This window comes from Micromonospora sp. HNM0581, assembly GCF_012726175.1.
Lineage (GTDB): Bacteria > Actinomycetota > Actinomycetes > Mycobacteriales > Micromonosporaceae > Micromonospora.
In genome coordinates, this window is record NZ_JAASAD010000008.1 from 164,859 (window position 1) to 190,614 (window position 25,756).

General features: G+C 71.2%; 20 protein-coding genes, 1 pseudogene and 2 riboswitches. Of the genes and pseudogenes, 15 read left to right on the top strand and 6 right to left on the bottom strand.

The window, feature by feature from the left end:
• Positions 1 to 57 precede the first annotated feature (57 nt).
• The 15 genes from HCA58_RS12830 to HCA58_RS12905 all read left to right on the top strand — a co-directional run bounded on the left by HCA58_RS12830 (position 58) and on the right by HCA58_RS12905 (position 18,048).
• Complete coding sequence (locus HCA58_RS12830; RefSeq protein WP_169598030.1) at positions 58 to 1,530, top strand: choice-of-anchor M domain-containing protein; 1,473 nt, start codon at positions 58 to 60, stop codon at positions 1,528 to 1,530.
• A gap of 127 nt (positions 1,531 to 1,657) precedes the next feature.
• A complete protein-coding gene (locus HCA58_RS12835) occupies positions 1,658 to 2,851 on the top strand; it encodes a DUF916 domain-containing protein (protein ID WP_169598031.1) in 1,194 nt (397 codons plus the stop codon).
• Positions 2,852 to 2,874: 23 nt separating this feature from the next.
• Positions 2,875 to 4,437, top strand: coding sequence for a TIGR03773 family transporter-associated surface protein (locus HCA58_RS12840; RefSeq protein WP_169598032.1), 1,563 nt, complete (start codon positions 2,875 to 2,877; stop codon positions 4,435 to 4,437).
• 71 nt (positions 4,438 to 4,508) lie between these two features.
• Entirely contained in the window at positions 4,509 to 6,056 is a 1,548-nt protein-coding gene (locus tag HCA58_RS12845) for an anchored repeat ABC transporter, substrate-binding protein (protein ID WP_240956164.1), read from the top strand.
• Entirely contained in the window at positions 6,056 to 7,048 is a 993-nt protein-coding gene (locus tag HCA58_RS12850) for a choice-of-anchor M domain-containing protein (protein WP_169598033.1), read from the top strand. Before HCA58_RS12845 ends, HCA58_RS12850 begins: the two co-directional genes overlap by 1 nt.
• Entirely contained in the window at positions 7,045 to 7,788 is a 744-nt protein-coding gene (locus tag HCA58_RS12855) for an anchored repeat-type ABC transporter ATP-binding subunit (RefSeq protein ID WP_169598034.1), read from the top strand. The genes HCA58_RS12850 and HCA58_RS12855 overlap by 4 nt, the downstream gene beginning before the upstream one ends.
• A complete protein-coding gene (locus tag HCA58_RS12860; RefSeq protein WP_169598035.1) occupies positions 7,788 to 8,717 on the top strand; it encodes an anchored repeat-type ABC transporter permease subunit in 930 nt (309 codons plus the stop codon). Before HCA58_RS12855 ends, HCA58_RS12860 begins: the two co-directional genes overlap by 1 nt.
• 235 nt (positions 8,718 to 8,952) lie before the next feature.
• A complete protein-coding gene (locus HCA58_RS12865) occupies positions 8,953 to 9,513 on the top strand; it encodes a sigma-70 family RNA polymerase sigma factor (protein WP_169598036.1) in 561 nt (186 codons plus the stop codon).
• A gap of 270 nt (positions 9,514 to 9,783) precedes the next feature.
• Positions 9,784 to 9,923: riboswitch (cobalamin riboswitch) on the top strand.
• 96 nt (positions 9,924 to 10,019) lie between these two features.
• Positions 10,020 to 11,063 (top strand): prenyltransferase/squalene oxidase repeat-containing protein, encoded by a 1,044-nt coding sequence (locus tag HCA58_RS12875; protein ID WP_169598037.1) that lies wholly within the window; start codon positions 10,020 to 10,022, stop codon positions 11,061 to 11,063.
• 38 nt (positions 11,064 to 11,101) lie between these two features.
• A complete protein-coding gene (locus HCA58_RS12880) occupies positions 11,102 to 11,590 on the top strand; it encodes a hypothetical protein (protein ID WP_169598038.1) in 489 nt (162 codons plus the stop codon).
• Positions 11,591 to 11,673: 83 nt separating this feature from the next.
• Positions 11,674 to 11,806: riboswitch (cobalamin riboswitch) on the top strand.
• 130 nt (positions 11,807 to 11,936) lie between these two features.
• Positions 11,937 to 13,415 (top strand): prenyltransferase/squalene oxidase repeat-containing protein, encoded by a 1,479-nt coding sequence (locus HCA58_RS12885; RefSeq protein WP_169598039.1) that lies wholly within the window; start codon positions 11,937 to 11,939, stop codon positions 13,413 to 13,415.
• The gene (locus tag HCA58_RS12890) at positions 13,412 to 14,347 is read left to right on the top strand and encodes a hypothetical protein (protein WP_169598040.1); all 936 of its coding nucleotides are present in this window, start codon (positions 13,412 to 13,414) and stop codon (positions 14,345 to 14,347) included. Before HCA58_RS12885 ends, HCA58_RS12890 begins: the two co-directional genes overlap by 4 nt.
• Entirely contained in the window at positions 14,340 to 15,581 is a 1,242-nt protein-coding gene (locus HCA58_RS12895) for a CbiQ family ECF transporter T component (RefSeq protein WP_169598041.1), read from the top strand. Before HCA58_RS12890 ends, HCA58_RS12895 begins: the two co-directional genes overlap by 8 nt.
• Positions 15,578 to 17,209 carry an ABC transporter ATP-binding protein gene (locus HCA58_RS12900; RefSeq protein ID WP_169598042.1) on the top strand — a complete coding sequence of 544 codons (1,632 nt, stop codon included), beginning with the start codon at positions 15,578 to 15,580 and terminating at the stop codon, positions 17,207 to 17,209. The genes HCA58_RS12895 and HCA58_RS12900 overlap by 4 nt, the downstream gene beginning before the upstream one ends.
• On the top strand, positions 17,206 to 18,048 hold the full coding sequence (locus HCA58_RS12905) for an ECF transporter S component (RefSeq protein ID WP_169598043.1): 843 nt from the start codon (positions 17,206 to 17,208) through the stop codon (positions 18,046 to 18,048). The genes HCA58_RS12900 and HCA58_RS12905 overlap by 4 nt, the downstream gene beginning before the upstream one ends.
• A gap of 58 nt (positions 18,049 to 18,106) precedes the next feature.
• Here the strand turns inward: HCA58_RS12905 and HCA58_RS12910 are convergent, their stop codons facing one another.
• The 6 genes and pseudogenes from HCA58_RS12910 to HCA58_RS12935 all read right to left on the bottom strand — a co-directional run bounded on the left by HCA58_RS12910 (position 18,107) and on the right by HCA58_RS12935 (position 25,706).
• A complete protein-coding gene (locus HCA58_RS12910; protein ID WP_205808504.1) occupies positions 18,107 to 18,538 on the bottom strand; it encodes an SRPBCC family protein in 432 nt (143 codons plus the stop codon).
• Positions 18,539 to 18,636: 98 nt separating this feature from the next.
• A pseudogene (locus tag HCA58_RS12915) lies at positions 18,637 to 21,339 on the bottom strand (DUF5682 family protein); the annotation flags it as partial.
• Positions 21,336 to 22,448 (bottom strand): AAA family ATPase, encoded by a 1,113-nt coding sequence (locus tag HCA58_RS12920; protein ID WP_169598044.1) that lies wholly within the window; start codon positions 22,446 to 22,448, stop codon positions 21,336 to 21,338. The pseudogene HCA58_RS12915 and the gene HCA58_RS12920, both read right to left, overlap by 4 nt.
• A 14-nt stretch (positions 22,449 to 22,462) precedes the next feature.
• Complete coding sequence (locus HCA58_RS12925) at positions 22,463 to 23,809, bottom strand: VWA domain-containing protein (protein ID WP_169598045.1); 1,347 nt, start codon at positions 23,807 to 23,809, stop codon at positions 22,463 to 22,465.
• Complete coding sequence (locus HCA58_RS12930; protein WP_169598046.1) at positions 23,806 to 25,200, bottom strand: hypothetical protein; 1,395 nt, start codon at positions 25,198 to 25,200, stop codon at positions 23,806 to 23,808. Before HCA58_RS12930 ends, HCA58_RS12925 begins: the two co-directional genes overlap by 4 nt.
• Positions 25,200 to 25,706 carry a hypothetical protein gene (locus tag HCA58_RS12935; RefSeq protein ID WP_169598047.1) on the bottom strand — a complete coding sequence of 169 codons (507 nt, stop codon included), beginning with the start codon at positions 25,704 to 25,706 and terminating at the stop codon, positions 25,200 to 25,202. Before HCA58_RS12935 ends, HCA58_RS12930 begins: the two co-directional genes overlap by 1 nt.
• Between the last annotated feature and the right edge of the window lie 50 nt (positions 25,707 to 25,756).

Here is a 25,756-nt window from a genome sequence, read left to right on the forward strand (position 1 = left end):
ACCCGGCCAGAGACACACACCACCACGCGCGACGTGCGTGGCGTGGAAAGGGGAGGTATGAATGCGACATCGAGGGCTCGCGGTCTCGCGGGCCTGATCGCCGCGGCGGTGGTGGTCGCCGGCACGGTACTGGCACCCACCGCGGCCTCCGCAGCTGAGAAGGTGGTGCTGTCCAAGGGACACACCGACGCGGTCGACGTGCACTACACCGACGGTGAGCTGTCCCTCAGAGTCAGAGACGACACGGGCAGCCCGGTGGTCGTCCGGGATCCCGCGGACGTCACGTTCCAGGTGCTGCCGCAGGCGGCGATGTCGGTGCCGAACGACTCCCGGTTCGCCTTCCTCGGCCCGGCGGGTTCGCAGGTCTGGCTGCTGCCGTTGACGCAGGACCCGGAGCTGCTCTGGCCGGGCTGGAACACCACCGAGCTCGACTCGGGAGTGTTCGCGGGAAACAAGGTCCGGCTGAGCCTGGTCGACGTCGAGGGGCCGGGCAAGGTCACGCTGTTCACTCAGGACGCGTTCGGTGGGCCGATCATCAAGTTCCGTTCCGACGACGGGCTCCCCGACGCCATCGACGTGCCGGTGCACACGCACGCCCACTCGAACTGGGCGTTCAGTGCACTCGGCGACTACACACTCACGTTCCAGGCCGACGCGACGCTCACCAACGGCACCGCGCTCAGCACCGGGCCGGTCGACTACTCGTTCGTCGTCGGTGAGCTGTCCGGCGGCGAGCCGGAGGTCAGCCTGTCGGTGAGCGGCATGGCCGACGAGTACCAGCCCAACGACACGGTGACGCTGAACGCGGTGCAGACGCCGCAGACCGAGCTGGACCACTACCACTGGTTCAGCAAGTGCCCGGGTGCGGCCGACTGGAGCGTCGTCCCGGGTGAGGCTGGTGCCAGCTACTCGTTCACCGCGACCCGGGAGCTCAACGCCTGCGAGTACGTGGCCAAGCTGTACGACGACGACCACGAGGTCGCGGCGACCAGCGAGCCGGTGACCCTCTGGGTGGCGTTCCCTCCCGGCGAGCCGGGCGCCTCGCAGACGATCACCGCGTCGATCGACGAGACGCAGGGCTCGCTGGTGATCAGCGTCAACCCGGACGACCGGTCCGTGGTGCTGCCGCCCGCGCAGCTCAACGTCGCCGGGGACCGGTGGGAGAGCATCGGCGAACTCCGGCCGGTCACGGTCACCGACACCCGCGCCGGTCAGCCGGGATGGAGTGCGTCCGGGCAGATCCCGGCGGACTTCGTCGGGCCGGACGGAGCGACCTTCAGCGCCGGCTACCTCGGCTGGACGCCGCGGATCCTGGAACAAGCTGACGGGCAGGGCGTGGTTGCCGGCTCGGAGGTGGCACCGTACGCCGTCGGGGTCGGCGGCGGCCTCGGCGACAGCGCGGTGTTGGGCTCGGCGCCGGACGGGGCCGGGCGAGGCACCGCACAGTTGGGTGCGGCGCTTCGGCTGAGCCTGCCCACCGAGACGGCGGCGGGCACCTACACCGCGACCCTGACCCTCACCGCCATCTGATCGCACAACTGTCCGGTGGTCGGGTGCCGAGCCCGGCCACCGGACGACCGCGGGGCGGGCGTGCCGTCGCCGCAGCACGCCCGCCCCGCACCTCCCCTCGCATCCCAGAACGGACACCATCCCCGCAATGCGTCTGATCGCCTCCCTCGCCACCGGGATCGCCCTGCTCGGTGTGGTCCTCGCACCATCCGCCGCGGTGCGGGCCGCACCCGCGTCGCCCTCACCGACGGGTCAGCCGGAGGCTTCGACCTCGCCGGCTCCCGCCGCCGCGACCTGGGGAGTGGCGCCGTCGAGCGCACGCGGGCCGAACGGCCGTCCGGCATTCAGCTACAAACTCGACCCCGGTGCCACCCTCACCGACTACGTCGGCGTCACGAACCACTCGTCCCGCCCGCTGACCCTGAACCTCTACGCCAACGACGCGGTCACCACCACCCAGGGCGGATTCGATCTGCTGGCCGCTGACCAGCAGTCCACCGATGTCGGCTCCTGGGTTCGCCTGCCGCAACGTACGGTGACCATTCCGTCGACGTCCCGGCTGGACATACCGTTCACCCTCACCGTGCCGCAGAACGCCACACCGGGGGACCACGCCGGCGGGATCGTCGCCTCGCTCGCGGGTACCGCCGTCGACGCGCAGGGCAACCAGGTCGCCGTCGACCACCGGGTCGGCGCGCGCATCTACCTGCGGGTGACCGGTGAGCTGCAGCCGACGCTCACCGTCGAGAAGCTGCGCGTACGGCACAGCGGCTCGCTCAACCCGCTGGCCGGTGGCAAGGTCACCGCCACCTTCACCGTCCGCAACACCGGCAACGTCCGCCTCTCCGGGCAGCCGGTACTCGGCGTGGCTGGACCGTTCGGGCTGGCCCGCAATTCCGTGGACGGGGCGGCGCTGCCGGAGATCCTGCCCGGCGGCGAGCTGACCACCACCGTGACCATGTCGGATGTCCCGCCGCTGTTCCGGCTCACCGCGGACGCCACCGTCAGGCCGGCCGCCATGGACGACCAGGTCCTCGACCCGCCGCCGCAGGCCGGCAGCGCGCAGGCCGCCCTGTGGGCGGTGCCTTGGCCGCAGTTGGCCGTGCTCGCCCTGCTCGCCTTCGCCGTCTGGGCACTCGTCGCGTCCCGGCGTCGTCGGGCGGCGCAGCTCGCACGGGCGGTGGCCGCCGCCCGTGCGGAGGGCCGCACGCAGGCCGGGCGCAGCTCAGATGGTCCGGACACCACCGAGGTCGACGGGCGCCCCTCGACCGCAGGCGACAGTGGATCAGCACCCGACGACAGCCATACCACCTTCGACCCCACCGGGAAGGACGAGAAGTGACCCGGCAGATGAGGAAGACGAGGATGCGCGCCGTCGTCGCGGGCCTCGCCGCCGCCGTGTTGGCACAGACCCCCGGCGCGACGCCGGCCACCGCCGCGCCAGCCGCGATCTCCTCCGCCGGCGCCGACCTGGTCTCGGTCGCGCTCGACGGGGACGTGATGTCGCTGCGCTTGCGGGACGCCGGGCAGGCGGCCGGTGACAGGGCCGGGCGCGACCCGGCCGAGGTGGTGCTCGGCCCGGACGATGGCCTGGCCGGGCGGGTACCGGACGGGCCGTCCTTGGCCTTCCTCGGTGAACCGGGCCACGCCGTGTGGGCGCTGTCCGCCGGTGACACCGGGTTCCCGTTCCTGGACACCACGGGGGTACGTCCCGGTGCCGTGGCGGGTGACCAGGTGACCCTGTCACTGGGGTCGGTCGAGGGGCCGGGGACGTTCACCGCGTACACCCTGTCCGGCCTCGGCTCGGCGACCCCGCTGTTCGGCAGCGGTGCCGGGGTAAGGCGGTCGACGCAACTTGCGGCGGGCACGCGGACCGGCGGGGTGGTCTGGGCCTTCGACGCGGCCGGCGACTACCGGCTCACCCTGACCGGCTCTGCTGCGTTGCGCTCTGGTGGGACGGCGCGTGCCGAGGCGACCTACCGGGTCCGTGTCCCGGCGATCGAACCGACCGAGTCGGCCCTGCCCGCACCGATGAGGCGGGCGGCGAGCGTCGACGTCTTCGCCGCGCCCGCACCGGCTGCCGCACCGAAGCCGGCCGCCGTACCGCAGGTCGCTGCCGTGCCGGAGGCCGCTGCCGTGCCGGAAGTGGCGAAGGCCGCCGCCGGAGCCCGCCAGGTGATCGACGACGGACATGTCGACATGGGCCCGAACCTGTCCGGGGACACCTGGACGATCCAGATCAAGGACGACCGGAGCAGCCCTGCGGTCTGGCGCGAGACCGCCGACGTGGTCCTGCACGCCAAGGACGAAGCGAAGATCACGGTGCCAGCCGGAGCGGACTTCCTCGGCAAACAGGGCGACACGGTGTGGGTGCTCCCGCAGACCCAACAGGCGGGCCTCGTCTGGCCGGGCTGGAACACCCAGCACCCGTCGGTCGTGTCGGGGGTGCAGGGCAAGGTCACGTGGACCCTCAAGGGAGTCGACGGGCCCGGGCGGTTCGCCCTGTTCCTGACCGGCTCGTTCGGCGAGGCCGACGTGCTGTTCGACTCCGGTGAGCCGTTCCCGCAGAAGCTCGACATCGCGCTGAACACCCACACCCACGGCAACTGGGCGTTCGGCAAGCCCGGCCTGTACCGCCTCGCGGTGCAGATGAGCGGCACCACCACCGCCGGCAAGGCGGTGACCGACACGAAGACGCTGACGATCGCCGTCGATGACAGCACCGATCCGCACGCCGGCTTCGGCTCCGGCTCCGGCTCCGGAGGTGACAACGGTGCCGACGGTTCGGATCAGGGCGGCGGTGGCCCGCTGCCCCGTACGGGCGCCGGCTGGGTGCTGATGGCCGGACTGGTCGGCGTCGTCCTGGTCGCGGCCGGAGCCCTGCTGCTACTGCTGTCCCGCCGTCGGGTCGCCGTCGGAACAAGGTGACGGCGGTGTCCTGGGTGACGTCGCTCGTCACGCGGTACCTGCCATCCGCCGACGCGCGGACCAGGTCGCCGCTGGTGGCGTTGCCGCTGCTGGCCACGTTGCTCGCCGGCGGCTGCCACTCGGAGGTGGCGTTGAGTTCGCACGACGAGCGGGTCCAGGTGTTGACGACCACCGGGATCCTGCGGGATCTGGCGCGCAATGTCGGCGGTGACCGGGTGGCGGTGACCTCGATGGTGCCGGACGGGGCGGATCCGCACAGCTACGAGCCGTCGCTGCGGGACATCCGCGACGTCGTCTACGCCGACGTGGCGTTCAGCAACTACCTGCTGCTGGAGGAGCAGGCGATCATCAAGGCGCTGGACGCCAACCTGCGTGACGGCGTACCGAACATCTCGCTGGCCGAGGGGGCGGTGAAGTACGCAGCGGAGATCATTCCGCTGGTCGAGGACGTGTCGCTGGACACCATCTGGCTGGGCATGCGGGTGCGCGGCACCGGTGCGGCGTTGGGGGCGAACCGTTCCTCCGACGTACTGCTCAGCGCGACCGCCGTGGACGGACCGGGCCGGCTGCTCGCGTACCTGACCGAGTCCTTCGGTAACCCGTCGTTCTATGTCGACTCTGGCGACGGGTTCGACCCCGCCAACGGGTACCGGGACGACACCGCGACCCTGCCGCCGGATGCGCACACCCACATGAGCTGGGCATTCACCGAACCAGGCGTCTACCGGCTGACGATGCGGGCGCGGCTGGCCGTCGATCCGCAGTCGGCGCCCGTCCCGATGGGGGAGCAGACCTTCACCTTCGCGGTCGGCGTCGACCCACACTCGGTGCCGGGAATGCCGGAGGTACTCGACGGAGGCCACGCCGACGTCACGATCGACCTCGACGAGCGGCGGCTCTACCTGCTCACCGACCCGGAGGACGGTGGCGAGGTCACCCAACGGGTGTACGACCCGGCGAAAACGGTGATCGAGGTGCCGAACAAGGCGCTGCTGGAGGTGCCCGGCGACCGCCGTTTCCGGTTCCTCGGTCGACCCGGCACCCAGGTCTACCAGCTGCCGCAGGCGGTACTCGGCAAACACGTTCACGGTGAGATCGACCCGCACCTGTGGCAGAACGTCCGCAACGCCATCTCCTACGTGGAGCTGATGCGGGACACGATGATCGGCGTCGACCCGGAAGGGGCTGCCGACTACCGGTCGAACGCCGCCGCGTACGTCCGGCAACTGGAGGAACTCGACACCTACGTCCGGGACACGATCGCGCAGATCCCACCGTCGCGGCGTCACCTCGTCACGACACACGACGCGTTCGGATACCTGGGTCAGGCGTACGGGGTGCAGATCTCCGGTTTCGTCACGCCCAACCCCGCCGCCGAGCCGAGCCTCGCCGATCGCCGCCGGCTCACCGAGACGATCCGCAACCTGCGGATCCCCGCCGTGTTCCTGGAGCCGAACCTGGCCGCCCGGTCCACCACCCTCACCGAGGTGGCCCGGGAAGAGGATCTGCGGATGTGCCCGATCTACGGCGACGCGTTCGACCGCGACGTCACCACCTACGCGGAGATGATGCGGTTCAACGCCGAGTCGCTGCGCGACTGCCTGACCACGGAGAAGTGATGGAGGAACCAGTGACGGCAGGACAGGCGCGCCGCCGTACCCGCGCGACCACGATCGTCGTGCGGGGCGTACTCGCGGCAATGTTCGTGCTGGTGACGGCGCAGAACTCGGCGTGGGCCGCCGAGCCGGCCCCGGACCTGAGCCAGTCCATCGCGGCGGATCAGCCCCTCGCCACCGGGCGGACGACGCTGGACGCCGGGCACGTCGACATCGGACCCCGATTCGTCGGCGACCGGTGGACGCTGCTGATCCACGACGGCACGCAGGCGCAACCGGTGTGGCGTGACCCCGACGACACGTTGCTGCGGGTGGCCGACGCGGCGCTGCAGACGGTTCCGGACGACCCGGCGTACGCCTTCCTCGGCATCGAGGCGGGCCAGCAGGCGTACGTGGTGCCGCAGGTCCAGCACCAGGATGTCGTCTGGCTGGGCTGGAACACCCAGGATCCCCGGGTGATGCAGACCGTCGACCGGGGCGCCACCCTGACCCTGCTCGGTGTCCAAGGTCCGGGCACCCTGACGACCTACCTCCAGTCGGGCAACTTCGCGCCACCGCAGCCGCTCTGGCGATCGGTCGAGCCGAAGGCCCAGCCCTTCTGGGTCGAGGTCAACACCCACACCCACGCCAACTGGGTGTTCTCCGCACCGGGTGTCTATCTCGTCGCGGTACAGGTGACGGCCGACCTGATCAACGGCGAGGCGGTATCGGAGACCCGTACGCTGCGCTTCGCGGTGGGGGATGCCACGAGCGACGACGACGCCTTCGCCGCAACGGCGGACATCCCGGTACCCGCGGGTGAGGAGCCGCCCGGCGAGGACCGGGCCGTAGCCGACGGCCAGGGCGACGGTGCCCCGACGTTGCAGATCGCGGCGCTGGCGGGTGCGGCCGTCCTGCTGGCGGTCGGGCTGGTCGTGCTGCTGCTGCGGGGACGTGGTGCCCGGCGGCGCGCCGAGCAGGAGCGCGCTGCCGCGTCGTCGGCGGGGCAGTCTTGAGGGCGCTCGAGGTCGACGGGCTGGATGTGGACCTTGGTGGTCGGCCGGTCCTGCGGGACGTACGGCTGCACCTCGATCGCGGTGAACTCGTCGGATTGCTGGGCCCCAACGGCGCCGGTAAGACCACCCTGCTGCGCGCCGTCCTGGCGTTGATCCGTACCCGTGGCGGTCGAGTGCTGGTGGAGGGCAAGCCAGCACGTCCCGGGCGGTCCGGGATCGGCTACGTCCCACAACGTCACGAGTTCAGCTGGGACTTCCCGATCTCGGTGGAGCAGGCGGTGATGAGCGGCCGTACCGGCCGGATCGGTCTGCTCCGCCGCCCCGGCGTGGCCGACTGGCGGGCGGTCGGTGACGCGCTCGACCGGGTGCAGCTCACCGATCTGCGTCGCCGACCGGCCGGTGAGCTGTCGGGCGGGCAGCGGCAGCGGGTCCTGGTCGCGCGGGCGCTCGCGCTCGCGCCGAGCATCCTGCTGCTCGACGAGCCGTTCACCGGACTGGACATGCCCACCCAGGAGCTGCTGGGCGACCTGTTCGTCAGCCTGGCCCAGGAGGGTCGGGCGGTGCTGATGACGACACACGACCTGATCGCGGCAGTGGATTCCTGCACCCGTCTGGTCCTGCTCAACGGGCGGATCGTCGCCGACGGACGCCCAGCGGACCTGCAGGACGCCGACCTGTGGACACGGACCTTCGGGGTGAGTGCGACCTCCCCGCTGTTGAAGCTCGTGAGGGCAGCCTGATGTCGATCGCCGATTTTCTCACCGACCTGTTCAATCCCGACCTGGCGTTCCTGCCGAAGGCGCTGGCGATCGCGGTGATGTCCAGCATCGTCTGCGGTGTCGTCGGCTGCTACGTCGTACTGCGGGGGATGGCCTTCATCGGTGACGCGGTGGCGCACGCCGTCTTCCCGGGTATCGCGGTCGCCTTCGTCCTGCAGGGCAGCCTGGTCCTCGGTGGCGCTGTCGCCGGCGTCGTCACCGCGCTGCTGATCGCGGTCTTCTCCCAGAACCGGCGCGTCAAGGAGGACTCGATCATCGGTGTCTTCCTGGTGGGCGCGTTCGCTCTCGGTATCGTGATCATCTCGCAGGCGCCGGGATACGCCGGGTCACTCCAGCAGTTCCTGTTCGGCTCGATCACCGGCATCCCGGACCGGGACCTCTACGTCGTCGGGGGCGCCGGCCTGGTCATCCTCGGCCTGGTCCTGGCATTGCACAAGGAGTTCGTCGCGGTCTGCCTGGACCGGGAGATGTCCCGTTCGATGGGGCTGCCGGTCTTCTGGCTCGACATCGCCCTCTACGTCCTGGTGACGCTGGCCGTGGTGATCTCGTTGCAGACCATCGGCAACATCCTCGTCCTCGCGCTGCTGATCACGCCCGCCGCGGCTGCTCGCCTGCTCACCGACCGGCTTGGCGTGATGATGCTGCTCGCCCCGGTGCTCGGCGGCACATCGGCGCTCGTCGGACTGTACCTGTCCTGGAGCTACGACACCCCCGTCGGCGGCACCATCGTCCTGGTCGCCACCATCGGCTTTCTCGTCGCGTGGCTGTTCGCTCCCCGGCATGGCCTGCTCACCAGACGGTGGCGTCGTCCCCCCACGCAGGGACCCACAGATGACAGCCGCGCCCCAGCGTTCGCGCCCGAACCGGGCTCATCCCCGGCCGTGGGGTAGCCGGCACCACCGCACGATCCGGAACAGCCGCCGGGCCGGTCGGGGTGCGGCCGTCGGGCCTCCACCGGTTTGGTCGCCGCGAGGAAATGGTGTCCTGGTCCACCGTTGTTGAACCGGAGCGGTCCGCGGTCCGTACCAGTGCACGTCGGCCGAAGGGGCGTGCCCCACGTCGGCAACCAGCTACTACTACAGGCTGTCGTCAACTGTGCGAGGTGGCGACGCGGAGGTGTTGAAGGTGATCGACGACGCGCAGGTGACCGCGTGGGCGCTCGCTGCCGGTCGGGGGGACCGGGACGCCGCGAGCGCGTTCGTCCGGGCCACGCAGTCGTCCGTGTGGCGCTTCGTCGCCGCGCTCACCTCCTCCGCCGAGGCCGACGACCTGGCGCAGGAGACGTACCTGCGGGCCCTACGGTCGCTACCGTCGTTCGCCGGCCGGTCCTCCGCCCGCACCTGGTTGTTCGGCATCGCCCGACGGGTCGCGGTGGATCAGGTCCGGATGGCGATGTCCCGGCCGCGCACGGTGCCGATCCTGGAATCACACGACGCTGTCGACCCGCGCCGCAGCGGCTTCGACCGGCAGGTGGCGTTGGAACAGCTGATCGCGGCGCTGCCCGCCGACCGGCGGGAGGCGTTCGTCGCCACCCAGCTGCTCGGGCTCTCCTACGCCGAGGCTGCCGAGGTGTGCGGATGCCCGGTCGGGACGATCCGTTCCCGGGTGGCGCGAGCCCGCGAAGAGCTGGTCGCCGCGACCCGGTCCGCCGATCGACGGCGCCGGCCCGACGACGCCGTCGGTTGACCGACCGACCGGGAACGAGATGAGGGGAACGACCGCAGGGAGGTGGCCCGCGAGGGCGGTCCCGGAGAATGCGGGCCTGCCTCAGTTTTCCCCGGTGTCGTCGAGCAGGGCCCGGCGTAGGGCCAGCCGGTGCTCACGACGGATCTCCGCCTCCCGGTAGCGACGCCGGTCGCCGGCGACGTCCACAACGAGCAGGGACGGGCCGACGCGGGAGCAGTGGTTACCTACGGTGTGCCTCCGGTAGCGGATTGACAGTGGTGGAAGGTCGGACGAGACTGGCGCAACAACTGCACAACCGCGTGTGTGTGCGGGGGAAGTCCGGTCGAAGTCCGGCGCTGGCCCGCAACGGTAGGCCGCCAGGTGATTGCTGGCGGCGAGCCCGAATACCTGCCGCACTCGTGAGTCTCTGCTCCTCACCCGTCGTGGCCCACGGGTCGGAGGCCGGCCGTCCGCGGCGTACCGCGCGGCCCGGTCATACGACCGCGGGGGCCGGAAAGGCGCCTCCGATGGTCGTTCGTGTGGGCCGGAACCGCCTGCTCGTCCTGCTCTGCGGTGTACTCGCCGCTCTCACCCTCAGCGCACCGGCGATCGCCGCGCCCACACAGGTGGGTGCCGTCCGAGCGGAGGCCGCCGCCGGCTGGTTGGCCCGGCAGCTGGTCGACGGGGAACGGTTCGAAGCCGTCTTCGGTGGGGTCGCGTACCCGGACCAGGGGCTGACCCTGGACGCGGTCTTCGCGTTCGCCGCCGCCGAGGCTGCCGATGACTTCGGTGCCGCGGCGCTGGCCTGGGCCACCCGGCCGGACATCCGCGACGGGTACATCGGTGACGGGGCCTCGGCGGCGTATGCGGGCGCGACCGCGAAGCTCGCGTTGGCCGTCGCGGTTCGTGGCGGTGACCCGACCGACGTCGGCGGGGTGGATCTCGTCGCCCGGCTGCGGTCACTGCAGGAAGCCAGTGGCCGGTTCACCGACCGGTCGGCGTGGGGTGACTACAGCAACGCGTTCAGCCAGTCCTTCGCGATACTCGCGTTGGATCGGACTGCGCAGGGTGTGCCGCCGGTCACCGCCGGGTGGCTGGCCGACACCCGGTGCCCGGACGGCGGCTACCCGTTGCTGCCGGAGCAGCCAGTCTGTGTCTCCGACGTGGATGCCACCGCCGTCGCGGTGCAGGCACTGCGGGCCGCGGGGCGCCGGGCCGATGCCGCCGCAGGACTGCGCTGGCTGATCTCCGTGCAAGGAGCCGACGGCGGCTTCAGCAACGCCGGTGGGGTGGCGAACGCCAACAGCACCGGGCTGGCGGCCCAGGCACTGCGCGACGGCGGCCGGCTGCGGGCCTGGTGGCGGGCCCGCGGGTTCCTCGCGGGTCTTCAGGTCGGGTGTGCCGCACCGGTCGCTGACCGAGGTGCAGTCGACTTCGACGGCGGTGTCTTCGACCCCGGTACCGCCGCCCGCGCCACCGCCCAGGCCGTCCTCGGTCTGGCCGGCACCGGATACGCCCGTCTTTCCACAGCAGATGCGACCAGCGGCGCACCCAGCCTGCCCTGCCACTGACAGGTCGGCAGTTCCACTCTCCCGTGAAGGAGCGCACAATGTCTGGTTTCTACGAATCCGGCCGTCGATGGCTGGCCGGCATCATGGCGGTGGCGGTCGTCGCCATCGGGTTGATCGCTGTCGAACCGTCGCCGCGCGCCGCCGAGGCCGCCGCCTGCACCGGGACGTCCGGGGTCACCGTGGTGGTCGACTACGGCTCACTCGGCGGCGGCGTCCAGGTGGCGTGCGCGCTCGGAGACCCGGCCACCGGACTGGCCGCACTGCAGGGCGCGGGCTTCACGGCGACCGGTACGCAGCGGTGGGGGCTGGCCTTCGTCTGTCGGATCAACGGAAAACCGACCGCCGCCACGGAACCGTGCGTCAACACCCCGCCGGCCAGCGCGTACTGGTCGTACTGGCACGCTTCCGGCAGCGGTGCCGCCTGGACGTACAGCACGCTGGGAGCGTCGAGCTACGACCCGGCCCCGGGCACGGTCGAGGGCTGGTCCTTCGGCTCGGGTACCGCACCCAGCATCACCGCACCCTGACCTGCGGGTAACCGGCACGATCCGTCGGCACGCCGGGTGCCACCCGCCACGCTGGCGCCGTGCGGCGGCCGGGCGGTACGGTGGCGGCACCCGGCGCGTCGGGTACCCAACTGAATACGTCCTGTGTGGGGGAAAGTCGGTAGAAGCCGACGCTGACCCGCAACCGTGTGCGAGGACCTTCTCGCGAGCCGGAATGCCCCGGACAGGACGAGCGGCTTCCACTGTCGAGGTCTACAGGGTGGAGTCCGGGCAACAGCGGTACGGCATCGTCGCGACCACGCGATCGGATACCGCCGTCCGGTGCCTTCCGGAGCTTCCACCGACCGCTCTGCGAAAGGCACCCCTCATGCCCACGTCTCCGCTCCGGCGTGTCGGCGCCGGTCTCGGCGTCGCCACCGCCACCGCGCTCGCCATCGTCGCGGTCACCCCGATCGGCGTGCCCGCCGCACCCTCGCCAGCCCATGCCGCCGCCGCGCGCGACGCCGCGACCTGGCTCGCCGGGGAGTACACCGACGGCGTGCTACCCGGCCCGGTCGGTCCTGAGGACTGGGGGTTGAGCATCGACGGCGTGATCGCTCTCGCCGCAACCGGGGTAGCCGGCGCGACTCGGCAGGCAGCGACGGCGCAGATCGCCGCACACGTGCGGTCCTACAACAGCTACGACGACTGGGGTCTCGATGGCTTCACCGACGGTGGCGCCACCTCGAAGCTGCTCTACGCGGCCTCGGCCGCTGGTGCTGATCCCACCGACTTCGGCGGCTGGGACCTCCGTGCCGAGACTGTGGCGCTGATCTCCGGAGCAGCGACCGGTGACCAGCACGGTCGGATCACCAGCCGCACCACCGAGGCGACCGGCCCGGATCCGAGCAACACCTTCGACCAGGCTTTCGCCGTGCTGGGTCTGGCCCGCAGCGGCGGTACGCCGCAGGAGACCGTCGACTTCCTCATCCGGCAGCAGTGCACGGCCGGTGGCTTCCGGCTCTACCCCGATGCCGACGGCGCACCGTCGCCGTCTTGCGACGCCCAGGGCGACGCCACTCTCGACGTCGACTCGACCGCCATGGCCGTCCAGGCACTGCTGGCTACCGACGCCACCGGCGCGGACCAGGCCGCGCAGCGCGGCGCGGACTGGCTGGTGGCGCAGCAACGCGCCGACGGATCGTTCGGCGGGTCGGGACCCACGAGCGGCGCGAACTCCAACAGCACCGGCCTGGCCGGGCAGGCCCTCGCTGCGGCCGGACGTGCCGCCGAGTCCGCTCGTGCCGCCGAGGCGTTGGCCGCACTGCAGCTCACCACCGCCAACGGCGGCGCGGCGGCGGCCGATGGCGGAGCCATCGCCTACGACACCGGCGCCCGGACCGAGGCGGTGCGGGTCGGGATCGTCGCGAACGTCCGGGACCAGTGGCGTCGGGCCACCGCGCAGGCACTGCTCGGGCTGGCCCAGATACCGTTGGGCCGGATCGGTCTTGATCCTCCGCCGTCCGGTGAGCCCACTCCGTCTTCCACCGTGTCACCCGCGCCGACCGGCACTGCCACCCCCACCGGTACTGCCACCCCCACCGGCTCGCCGACGCCGACGGCCACCGCCTCGCCCACCGCCAGCCCGACACCGAGCACCTCACCGAGTACCTCACCGAGCATCACGCCGACCACGCCGACCGCCACGGTACCGACTCCCACCCCCACCGCCACCGAACCCGCCCCGGGCGGGGTGGGCCGACTGCCGAGGACTGGTGTGGCGATCGGCGGGTACGTTCTCGCGGCGCTGCTGCTGGTGGGTGGGGGCGTGGTGCTGCTGGTCCTCGGCCGTCGGCGGGCCACATGAGTACCCGGCCGACCTCGGCCGTGTCCGCTCTCGCGCTTGTCGCCGTGAGTGTCCTGACCGGGCCGGTCCCGGCTGCTGCCACGGGCAACGCCGGCTACTGCCCCGACGCCGGGGGAGTGACAGTCGTGGTGGACTTCAAGGAACTCGGCGGCGGCACGGTGGTCCGGTGTGCTCCCGGCGACCAGGCCACCGGCCTGGCGGCGTTGAAGAACGCTGGCTTCCAGATCGCCGGCACGCTGCGGTGGGGCGAAGGGTTCATCTGCCGGATCGAGGGCAAGCCCTCGGCCAGCGCGGAAAGGTGCATCGACACGCCGCCGGCCAGCGCCTACTGGTCCTACTGGCACGCACCCAACGGCGGCTCCTGGACCTACAGCGACAAGGGTGTGCTGAACCGCAGGCCACCCCCGGGCAGCTTCGAAGGCTGGTCGTTCTCCGTCAACCGCAACGCCGACGACGCACCCCGACCGGGGGCGGCACCGGCCCGGCCGGCACCCCCTCCGCGTACCACGCCGGCGGCACCTCCCCGCACCGCTCCACCGGCACCTCCGCGTACCACGGCACCTGCCCCCCGTCCCTCGTCGCCACCGACGACCCCGCCCCCCGCCGCGGGTGGAAACGTCGTGCCGACCGGGACGGCCCCGGCGGGCACCACCGGGCCGCCCGCCCCTGCGGCGGTGGGTTCGACCTCGGCCGCCGGCCCGCCCGTCGCCACAGCGGAGACACCGCCGGTGGTCGTCGGCGTACCCCCGCGCGGGGCCGCCGCCACACCGACCGACAAGTCGACGGACTCGTTCACACCAACCGAGATCAGCGCGAGCCGGGACACCGGCGAACTACCGGTGGGAACAATAGCCGGGCTGCTCGTGCTGGTCGCGCTCGTCGGGGGCGGGCTCGTCGCGGCCCGTCGTCGAAGCGTCGCGTCGGATGACTGAACAGGTCACCGCCGGCAAGGTCGCCCCGCCGCCGACGCAGGTCGCCCGGTCCGGTCCGACGATCGCCGGTCGGCTACCGCGGGCGTTGCATCCGGGGGCGTGGTGGCTGTGGGCGCTCGGCCTGGCGACCGCGGCCAACCACACCACCAACCCGCTGCCCCTGGCGTTGCTCGTCGCCGCCGCCGCGCTGGTGGTCGTGCGACGCCGCACGGATGCCCCCTGGGCGTTCGCGTTCCGGCTGTACCTGGTACTCGGTGGGATGGTCGTGGCCATGCGGATCGTGTTCCGCCTCGTCTTCGGCGGTGGACAGGGCGACCTTGTCCTGTTTCACCTACCGGAGATCCCACTGCCGGCCTGGGCGGCGGGTATCCGACTGTTCGGGCCGGTCGCCGCCGAACAACTCCTCGGCGGCTTCTACGACGGGCTGCGCCTGGCGACGATGCTCATCTGCCTCGGCGCCGCGAACGCCCTGGCCAATCCGAAGCGCCTACTCCGAGCCGTCCCCGGTGCCCTGTACGCGGTGAGTACCGCCGTGGTCGTTGCGCTCTCGGTCGCCCCGCAACTCGTCGAGAGCGTACTGCGGGTACGTCGGGCGCGCCGGTTGCGTGGTGCCACCGGAAAGGGTCTGCGTGCCCTACGGGGGATCGCTCTGCCGGTGCTGGCCGACGCCCTTGACCGGTCACTGGCCCTGGCGGCGGCGATGGACTCTCGCGGCTACGGTCGCACCGCCGCGATACCGGCCAGCCATCGTGCCCTCACCGGTGGCCTGGTGCTCGCCGGACTGGTGGGCGTCTGCGTCGGCACGTACGGGCTGCTCGATGCCACCGTGCCCAGCTACCTCGGTCTGCCGATGTTGCTGACCGGCCTGACAACGGCTGTCGTCGGGATGCTCCTGGCCGGGCGGCGGGTCGACCGTAGCCGCTACCGGCCGGATCGCTGGGGCCTGGCCGATGTCGTCGTCGCCGGCTGTGGAGTGGTCACGGCTGCCGTGACGGCAGCGGCCGGGTCCGTGGACCCGGCCCGGCTCTACCCGCCGGTCAGCCCCCTCACCTGGCCTGAACTGACCCCGCTGATGCTCCTGGCCGTCGTGGTCGCCGTGGCCCCGGCCTGGTTGGCGCCGCCACCCCCGACGCGCACGGCCGAGCGCACCTCGACGCCGGTCACCGCTGCACCGGCCGGCGCGATTCGCAGCGCAACACCGGGCCGTGACCTACAGCGGGAGGCGCACCGATGATCGATTTCGACCAGGTCACCGTCCACTACGCCGAGGCCCGCGAACCGATGCTGCGCGAGGTGAACCTGCACATCCCCGAGGGTGAGCTGTGCCTGGTCGCCGGGCGTACCGGCGCCGGCAAGTCGACCCTGCTGCGGGCCGTCAACGGGCTGGTTCCGCACTTCACCGGCGGCACCCTGTACGGCACGGTCACCGTGCAGGGCCGCGACACCCGTCGCTTCCCGCCCCGCGATCTCGCTGATGTCGTCGGAGTCGTCGGTCAGGACCCCCTGGCCGGCTTCGTCACCGACACCGTCGAGGAGGAACTTGCCTACGGCATGGAGCAGCTCGCCCTGCCCGCCGCGGTGATGCGTAAGCGTGTCGAGGAAACCCTCGACCTGCTCGGCATCGCCGAGCTGCGCGACCGTCCGCTGCGGACCCTCTCCGGCGGTCAGCAGCAGCGGGTCGCCATCGGCGCGGTGCTCACCAGCCACCCGCAGGTGCTCGTGCTCGACGAACCGACCTCCGCGCTGGACCCCACGGCAGCGGAGGACGTCCTGTCCACCGTCACCCGCCTGGTCCACGACCTCGGCGTCACCGTCGTGCTTGCCGAACATCGCCTCGAACGCGTCGTGCAGTACGCCGACCGGCTGCTCTACCTGCCCGGCGACGGCACCGTCGTCGACGGTGAACCGGCTGCTGTCCTCGCCGGCGTCGACCTCGCCCCGCCCCTCGTCGAGCTGGGCCGCGTCGCCGGCTGGACGCCGCTGCCGCTGTCCGTGCGCGACGCCCGTCGTCGTGCGTCTGGCCTGCGGCAGCGGCTCGCCGACGCCACACCACCGTCACCCGCGCCGGCACGTGACGGCACCACAGCGTTGGCCGCCCGCAGGATGGTGGTGCGCTATCCGGGCACCGTCGCCGTGGCCGGTGTGGATCTCGACCTGTACCCCGGTCAGGTCGTCGCGTTGATGGGCCGCAACGGCTCAGGCAAGTCCAGCCTGCTGTGGGCGGTGCAGGGCGGCGGCCCACGACAGGGCGGCAGCGTCACCGTCACCGGCGCCGACGGTGCCGTCGACCCGAGAACCCTGCCCGCCGGCCGGGCACGGCGACAGGTCGGTCTGGTCCCACAGACCCCCGGAGACCTGCTCTACCTGGAGACGGTGGACGCCGAGTGTGCCCAGGCCGACCGTGAGTCCGACGCCCCCGCGGGCACCTGCCGGGCACTACTGGACCAGCTTGCGTCCGCGCTGCCCGGCGATCAGCATCCACGTGACCTGTCGGAAGGGCAACGGCTGGCCCTCGCCCTGGCCATCCAGCTCACCGCCGCCCCACCGGTCGTGCTGCTCGACGAGCCCACCAGGGGCCTCGACTACCTCGCCAAACGGCAGTTCAGCACCATCGTCCGGCGGTTGACCGCCGAAGGACGGGCGGTCGTGGTCGCCACCCACGACGTCGAACTCGTCGCCGCCGTCGCCGACCGGGTCGTCGTGATGGCACAGGGGGAGATCGTGGCCGACGGCACCACCACCGAGGTCATGCTCGCCTCACCGGCCTTCGCCCCGCAGGTCGCCAAGGTGATGGCGCCGCAGTCCTGGCTGACCGTGGACCAGGTCACCGGCGCGTTGGCCGTTGCCGGGACACGAGGATGACGACCGCCCTGCGGGTCGCCCCGCGTACCGCCGTCGTCCTCGTCCTGGCCTCCGTCGCCGCGCTGGCCGCCTTCAGCTGGCCGTTCTTCGTGCCGGCCCGACCGGAGAGCATGGCCCGCACCACCGAGGCGCCCCTCGTCTTCATCGTCGTGCTTCCGGTGCTTGTGGCTCTCGTCCTGGCCGAACTCAGCTCCGGTGGCGTCGACAGCAAGGCCCTGGCGATGCTCGGTGTGCTCGCCGCCGTCAACGCCGCCCTACGCCCGCTGGGCGCCGGGACCGCCGGTATCGAGACGGTGTTCTTCCTGCTCGTCCTCGCCGGCCGGGTGTTCGGGCCCGGCTTCGGGTTCCTGCTCGGTGCCATCTCGCTGTTCGCCTCGGCTCTGCTCACCGCCGGTGTCGGACCGTGGTTGCCATTTCAGATGCTGGCCGCCGCGTGGATCGGCCTCGGCGCCGGCCTGTTGCCGGCCCGGCTGCGGGGCCGGGTCGAGGTCGCTGTGCTCGCCGGCTACGGTGCGGTCGCCGCCTACGGTTACGGGCTGCTGATGAACCTGTGGTTCTGGCCGTTCAGCACCGGCGCGGACACCCAGCTCTCCTACGTCGCCGGGGCACCGGTGCTGGAGAACCTGCACCGTTTCGCGGTGTTCACCGCCGTCACGTCCACCTTCGGGTGGGACACCGGCCGTGCCATCACCACCACCGTGGCGATCGTTCTGGTCGGACCGGCTGTCCTGGCCGCACTTCGCCGTGCCGCCCGCCGTGCCGCCTTCGACGCCCCGGTGACCTTCGCCGTACCACCGCCCACCGCACCGCCGGGTGACCGACAGCCGTCCGGGCCCTGAACCCGAAGCGGCGGTGGCGTCGTCCCGCGACGACATCGTCGGGCAGGCTACCGGGCGATCAGGCGTCGAATCCGGTCGGGTGGGCATCTGCGACCGCGTTCAGCAGTACCCCCTGCTCCAGCAGTGCCTTGCAGGCGCACAGCACCATGGTGAAGCCGCCCATCGAGTCGGTCGCCTTCGTCACGGCTTCGTCGGCGGTGCCGCTGAACCCGCTCTCGGTGACCCGAACCAGGGTCGCCGCACCCTCGCCGGGCAGGAACCGCCATTCGATCTGGGTGGGGGATTCCGCATCCCACTCGGCAAGGATGCGGCTGTTCTCCTCGACCTCCTTGACGACCACGACGGTGGAGACGCCGTACATCTCCCAGTCCCAGGTGACGGTGGTGCCGGGCGTAAGCCGTCCGCTGCTTCTGGTGAACCAGAACTTCGTGGTTACGGCCGGGTCGATGAACGCCTGGAAAACCTCGGCGACGGGCCTGCGGATGAGCATCTGCGCGGTGATGACAGGGGGCTGAATCAGACGGTCCTGGTCCACGGGGTAACCATATTCCCTTTTCGTCAGGTCGGGGGTGGTGCATCGCCTCCGACACCGAGGAGGGTGGCGACGGCATTCACCGGCTCCCGATGGTCGGTCAGCAGGGCGAGCACCTGCCCGGCAGACTGTCCGGGGGTGCCCTGCGGGTGGGTGCGGGTGGTGGCTGACCAGGGCGGCACCCACGAATCCAGTTCGGCGAGCGTGGCCGGGAAGGTGCGTCCGGCTTCCCGGACCAGCAGCGGCACCAGCTCCGGCCCGTGCTCGCGCAGGGTGGTGACCAGGTTCGGTAGCCAGGGCAGCAGCACCGGGTCGGGGAGCCGCGCGAACGCGGTGGACATCGTCTCCACGACGAAGGGCGCGAGCCCAGGAACCGGTTCGAGCGCGTGCACGAAACCGGACAGATACTGCGGGAAGGCAGGCACCACCAGTGGGTTGGACAGCAGCGCCAGGCAGCGGAGCCGTAACTCGGCCAGGGGCAGCATCCCAAGATGGTGGTGGGCCGCCCAGAGTAGGGCCACCTTGGGCGGCGCCTGGGGGTGGGACTGCGCCAATGCGAGTTCGAGCTGGGACCGGTCGCACCCCAGGGACAGCGCCAGGCTTTCCAGACTGACCAGGAAACCGAGCATCGCACCGACCTGCCGTACCCCGGTCTCCTGATCGACGAACGCGGTCGGCAGTAGGGTGCAGTAGTGGGCGTAGCCGGTGGTCACGAAGGCCTCGCACCAGGCCGGCAATCTCGGCGTGGTGGCCTGGTGGTGGGCGAGCAACCGGCGGATCCGGCGCAACACCTCCGGGGCGTCGTCGACGCTGCGTTCGGTGGCGAGCAGTTCGACCGCCCGGGCGCCCAGCTCGTCGACCAGTCGAGGACCGTGCAGCAGCCGGAGGGCGTCCTCGACCGCGGCGAGGGCACCGACGACCGTCGCCTCCGGGCCGTGTACCGTGCGGCGCAGGCGCTGTTCCAGCACCTGCTCGACGGTGACACCCTCGTAGCCGAGCTCGATGAGCGCGCGTTGGTGGCGGCCCAGCGCCAAATCCCAGCTCTCCTGCATCGACCGGTGCCCGAGTCGGTGCTCACCCATGATCGGGCGGACTGCGCCGGGTGGCATCAGGTGCCGCAGTATCCAGAGCAGATTCGAGCATTCGGCCAGCTCGGGGCGGTGCTGCAGGTCCAGCAATGCCCGCTGCACGGCGCGCTTCTCCAGGTCGAGACCGAGCGGCTGAAGTCGGTGCAGGACATCGCGGGCCAACGGTGGCAGGGCATCGTAGCCGACCTGGCCGATCCGGTCTCCGCCGAGCAGGATCTCGCAGAGCCGACGTACGTCCCGGCGGCCGGGCACGACGTCCTTCTCGATGCAGGTGACGGCCGCGTCGGCGAAATCGTACGGGGTGGGACGGGCCCGGTTGCGTAGCCCGGCCAACAGGATCGAGGTTTCGAACACCGCTATCGCGTCCGCGGTGCTGGCCAGGTAGCCGTTGCGGCGGGCCAGCCGGACGATGTCCACGCACCAGCTGCGCAGCTCCGGCTCGTCGAGCCCGTCGGGGGCCGGCGGTGCGGCCAGGAAACCGGAGAGCCGGTCGGTGATCGCGGAAGCCGGCGCGGCGGCAGATCGGCCGAGCCCGCGCCGACCTCGGCTCGTCGGGCCACGCTGACCGCCCAGCCGGTACGGCGTCGCACCCGAGCTGTTCACCGCCCTGCTCCAGGTGGCGGCCGCGATCGACACCGACCCGGGCGCGAGACCGAACTGGGTTTCGATCGCCGAGTGGCTCGACGGGATCAGCCCGTACTGCCACACGGTGGCGGTAGGTGCGGTGATCTCGAAGTCGGGGGCGGCGGAGTCCAGGCCGAACTGGTCGACCCGGCTGGCGGCGTGGAAGGCCCCGCAGACGTAGAGACAGTCGGCCGGGTCGACATCGGTGGTTGCCAAGTGCTGCCGGATCCTGGTCCACATGTAGCGTTCGCGGTCCTCGTCGCGGTCGGTACGATCCGCCCCGGGGGGACGCAGCCGCCGGAACAGACTTCCGATCAGGACCATGACCTGACGGTAGGTGTCGTGGTCGGCGACGGCGAGCGGTCGTTCGACGTAGCTGTCCCACCATTCCGACCAGTGCCGCACCTTACCGTGATGCAGCAGGTGCGCCTCCAACTCGGCGAAGCGGGGTCGCAGGTCGCCGATCTCCACGCCGAACGCGTCGCCGTGCAGAGCGGCCTGTTCACCCGGGTCGCTGCCGGTCGGTTCGGGCGCGGCCCCGTCCGCCGGGGGCGTCCCGTCGCGTGGTGACCACTGGAAGACGTGGTCGGTGGAGCGGTCCACAAGCACCAGTTCCACGCCCGGCGACTCGAGCGCGTACGCGATCGCCTGGTACTCCGCGGACGCCTCGGTGACCGGGGCGATCACACTCAGCGGAGCCCACGCCGCCGGGAACCCGTGGAGTTCCGAGGCGAACGCCTGCACTGCCACCGGGAGCCGACAGTTGCGCAGCTCTGCGAGGATCGGCCGGAAATCCTCGCAGAGCTCCAGGTAGATGACGCGGGGCTGCTTCTGTCGAAGTCGGCGCGCCATGGCCAGCGCGGAGGCCGGCGAATGATGGCACACCGGAAAGATCTCCAGGCGTTCGCCAAGTGCCCGGTCGACGTCGTCGACGAGGCCGCTGAGGATGCCGGCGAGGTCGTCGGGGCCGTCGGCGAACGCGGCGGCTGCGCCGGTGAGCTGCTCACGGAGGGCGGCGAACGCGCCCGTGGCGGTCGGGGCCGTCATGACAGGGCAGCGATCGCCTGGCGGCCACCGTCGAGGAAGCCGGGCCACTCGCCGCCGTCCTTCTTGGCCCGTGGCTCCACCACCGCGTGCAGGTACTTGTTGAGGATCGCCAGGTCCTCCGGGCTGCGTCGGGCCAGGGATCCCACCATCGATCCGGCCAGCGTGGCGGCGCGGAGGGTACGGTCGCCGAAGAACTGGCTGTGCAGGACGGCGTCTTCGAGTACCCCGATCTGCTCCGCGGTGGACAACGCCGACTCCAGCTTGTCGTCGTCGCTCGTCGCCGAGGCGGCGGCGGCGCGCAGGTCAGCGAAGCTCTGCAGCAGGATGTCCAACAGGGTGGGTGGCACCTCCAACTCGACGCGGTGGCGTCGGAGCAGCTCCTCGGTACGGAACCGGACGATCTCCGCCTCGCTGCGTTTGTTGGTGACCACCGGGATCCGGACGAAGTTGAACCGCCGCTTCAGCGCCGAGGACAGGTCGTTGACGCCTCGGTCCCGGCTGTTCGCAGTGGCGATGATCGAGAATCCGGGCTTGGCGAAGACGATGTTGTCGTCGTTGAGTTCGGGGATGGAGACGTACTTCTCCGACAGGATGGAGATCAGTGCGTCCTGCACGTCACTCGTGGAGCGGGTCAACTCCTCGAAGCGGCCGAGCACACCCTGCTCCATCGCCGTCATGATCGGCGAAGGAATCATCGACTCGCGGGACTGCCCCTTGGCGATGACCATGGAGACGTTCCACGAGTACTTGATGTGGTCTTCGGTGGTGCCGGCGGTGCCCTGCACGACGAGGGTGGAGTTGCGGCAGGTCGCCGCGGCCAGCAGCTCGGCGAGCCAACTCTTGCCGGTGCCCGGCTCACCGATGAGCAGCAGACCACGGTCCGAGGCCAGCGTGACGATGCTGCGTTCGACGAAGCTGCGATCACCGAACCACTTCTGTGGGATGTTCCGGTCGAGTCCGTCGGCGCGTTCGGAGCCCAGGACGAACAGCCGGACCATGCGCGGGCTGAGTCGCCACGAGTACGGCTTGGTGCCGGTGTCGACCGACTCCAGGAAGTCGAGTTCGTCGGCGTACTTGATCTCTGCGGGGGCGCGCAGCATGTCGGACATGAGGGATGTCTCTCCTAGGTGAGGAAACTCTTCAGCTCGAAGACGAGTTTGCGGATGTGACCGGAGAGGACCGCAGTGCCCAGGTCCTTCAGGCGTTGCCGGAACCAGGGGTTGACGCTCTGCTGGCCGGAGCTGTTAACCGAGCCGACCGGGATGAAACGTGCTCCCGACCGGTGTACCGCCTCGATGCCGTCGAACAGCGGCTGGGACCTGTCGAACTCGTAGAAATCCGAGATCCACACCAGCACGGTGTTGGTCGGTTCGAGGATCTTCGGACGGGCCATCGCCATAGCCAGCGGTCCGTCGTTGCCGCCACCGAGGTTGGTGCGCAGCAGCACCTCGAACGGATCGTGCACCCACGGGGTCAGGTCCAAGGCCCGGGTGTCGTAGGCGATCAGGTGCACGTCGACCTTGGGCAGGCCGGCGAAGATCGATGCCAGGATGGTGCAGTTGACCATCGCGTCGACCATCGAACCCGACTGGTCGACCACCACGATCAGCCGGGACGGTGTCGTCCTGCGGGCGGTCTGCCGGTAGTAGAGCCGGTCCACGTACAGCCGTTCGTCCTCCGGACTCCAGTTGGTCAGGTTCTGCCAGATGGTGCGGTCCAGGTCGAGATTGCGGAAGACGCGTTTCGGCGGCACCGACCGGTCGATTGCACCGACTGGGCTCTGCTCCACCTGCGTACGCAGCACCTCGGCGACCTCGTCGACGTAGCGACGGATCAGGGACTTAGCGTTGGCCAGTGCCACCCCGGACAGGTTGGCCTTGTCCCGCAGCAGTTGCTCGACGAGCGACATGCTGGGGGTGAGCTGCCGGGCCAGCGTCGGATCCGCCAACACCTCCCGCAGGTGCATCCGGTTGACCAGGTCGCTCTCGATGCCGGCCAGGGTGGCACCCACTCCGGTGCCCTGCCGTCGCAGTTCGCCGGGCGCGCACCCGTGCGCCTGCTCGAACCAGCCCGCGTCGGACTGCCAACGGGCCAGCTGACCGGCACCGACCGACCCCGATCCGGTGGCGAAGACGTTGAGCAACAGCTTCGACACCAGCGCCGCTCGGCGTACCTCGGCGACACCGGGCCGGTGCGGCCCGGCACCCTCTTCGGTGCCGGCGGCCCCGGTGTCGGCGAGCAGGCCGCGTAGCTCCTCGGCGAGCTGCGGGAAGCGTTGGACCACGGTATCCACCGACACCGCCGGATCCAGCAGGATGGCGGGCAGGCCAAGGTCGTCGACCACGGCCATGCTCGCCGACTCCAGGGCGGGCTGCTCGTCCGGGTCGAAGATCCGGCCCAGCAGTCGCCAGTAGAGCACCTGACGGCGGTTGGCGGCGGCCCGGTCGCCAGGAGTGAAGAAACTGGTCATCGGCGCAGCAACCGTCCCGCCCGCTCGCGTAGCACCGCGACGGCGTCGCCCGCTTTGGCGGCCACCTTCGCCGCCTTCGGATCGGTGACACCTTCAGCCCAGTCACCGTTGTGGGCCTCGACGGGCTTGCCTCTGATGGTGGCGCGTACCGCCAGCGGCTGTACGAGCCAGCGACCTCCGTCCCAGCGGAGCAGTCCGAGGCAGCACGACGAGGCGGCGACAAGTGCGGGCGTGAGCGGACCCGCCGCCGGCAGCCGGTCGACGGCGATCGGAAGCTGCTGGCCGTCGCACTCGATGGTGAGTCCGTCGGCGGTCCTCACCGTATAGCCCTCCAACAGCACCGGCTCGGCGATCGCGGTCGGGTGCCGGTCCAGCGGCGCGGTCGCCGCCGCGGTCGCCGCAGCGAGCAGCAGTCGGGCGGTCACGAACGGGTCAGCCGGCTCACCGACACGAGCCTGACCGTCGAGCCACCGCAGGTCGGCACCGTGCAGTGGCAGGTCGGTCAGGGCGAGCACCCGCCGTTGCGCCAGCGCGGCCAGCAGAGCCGGGTGAGCCTGCAACAGTCGCCACACCGCCGGCCCGGTGATCGTGGCGACCTTCGCGGCGGCCACCGCCGTGCGGACCAGACGGGCCGGTCGTCCGCCGGCTGGTTCGAAGACACCGTGCACCTGCACCTGGACGGACGTGCCGTGCTCGTGGATGTCCACCCCGAGCGGAAGCAGACGGCCGGAGACCGCCTCGACGTCGTCGGCCGGGCCGGACCAGTCCTGGGCGAGAAGCACGGCCCGTGACCACAGATCGGCCCAGCGGCGGATCGGTACCTGTGGCATCCCGACCACCGGGAGACTGGCCCGCAGTTCGGCGGCTAAGCCGTCGAGCAGCACCGCGAGTCGGCGGTGCGACGGCTCGGCGAGGGCTGCCTCGACCGGTGCCCCGACGGCCGACAGCAGGTCGTGGTCGGCGTTTCGCCAACCGGCCACGGCCGTCTCGTGCAGCCAGGCCCGTGCCGCACCGCGAGGGGCGGACACTTCGGCCGGCCCGCCCACCGATGCCCGCCACGGTGCCCGGTCGCGTCCGACGGCGGTGTCGAACTGACCGAGTAGCGCATCGTGGGCTGCGCCGAGCAGGGCCGACCGGGCACCGGCCAGGCTGACGAGGTGCTCCTGGCTGAACGATCCGGCGGTGACCCTGCCCGCCGCCTCGGACACCCGGTCGTGCAGCGGGGTACCGGCGACGGCACCGGCCAGGGCGGCCAGCGCGTCGGCGGCGTCGTCACCGACCCGCGCGAATCCACCGACGAGAGCGTGGTCGAAGGCGGCGACGACCGCGTCGGCCTCGGCCAGCCCGGTCGGGACCCGCTGGTGCAGCTGCGTCAACTGGCTGCCCAACATCAGCGGACCGCCCCGGTGGCCGGGAACCAGTGCAGCTCGGGCAGCGCGGTGGTGCTGTCCGGCAGTTCGAGATAGGCCAGGTGGCGCAGGAACCGGCTGAACACCACCGCGGCCGGGGTGGGTTCGTGTCGGGTGTCCATCCGGGCCAGCAGGTCACGTCCGCCGCGTACGTCGGGACCGGCGTCGACGCGGAGGTAGCGGGCTACCGGGTCGACGCCGTACTGGAGGACGGCCTCCTCGGCGAGTGCTTCGAGGTGCTTGCAAGGCGCACCACGCAGCCCGCCGCAGGGCCGGTTGTTGTTGGTGCTGCAGTGGTAGGCGTGGTTGCCGGCAGCCACTGACGAGACGTAGACCCGCTCGATGTCCGAGCCACTGGACACCACGCCCTGCAGCCGTCCATCGGCCAGCTCGACGAAGGGCACCTTCGCCAACCTGCGCGGCTGGGCCGGCGGCACCACCGCCAGTACGCTGCGCCGCGTCCAGGCGGCCTCGTCAGCGTCTGTCACCTGTGTCCTCCCTGCCTGACGCGGGCCTGTGTGCCCGCCCGTGCTGAAGC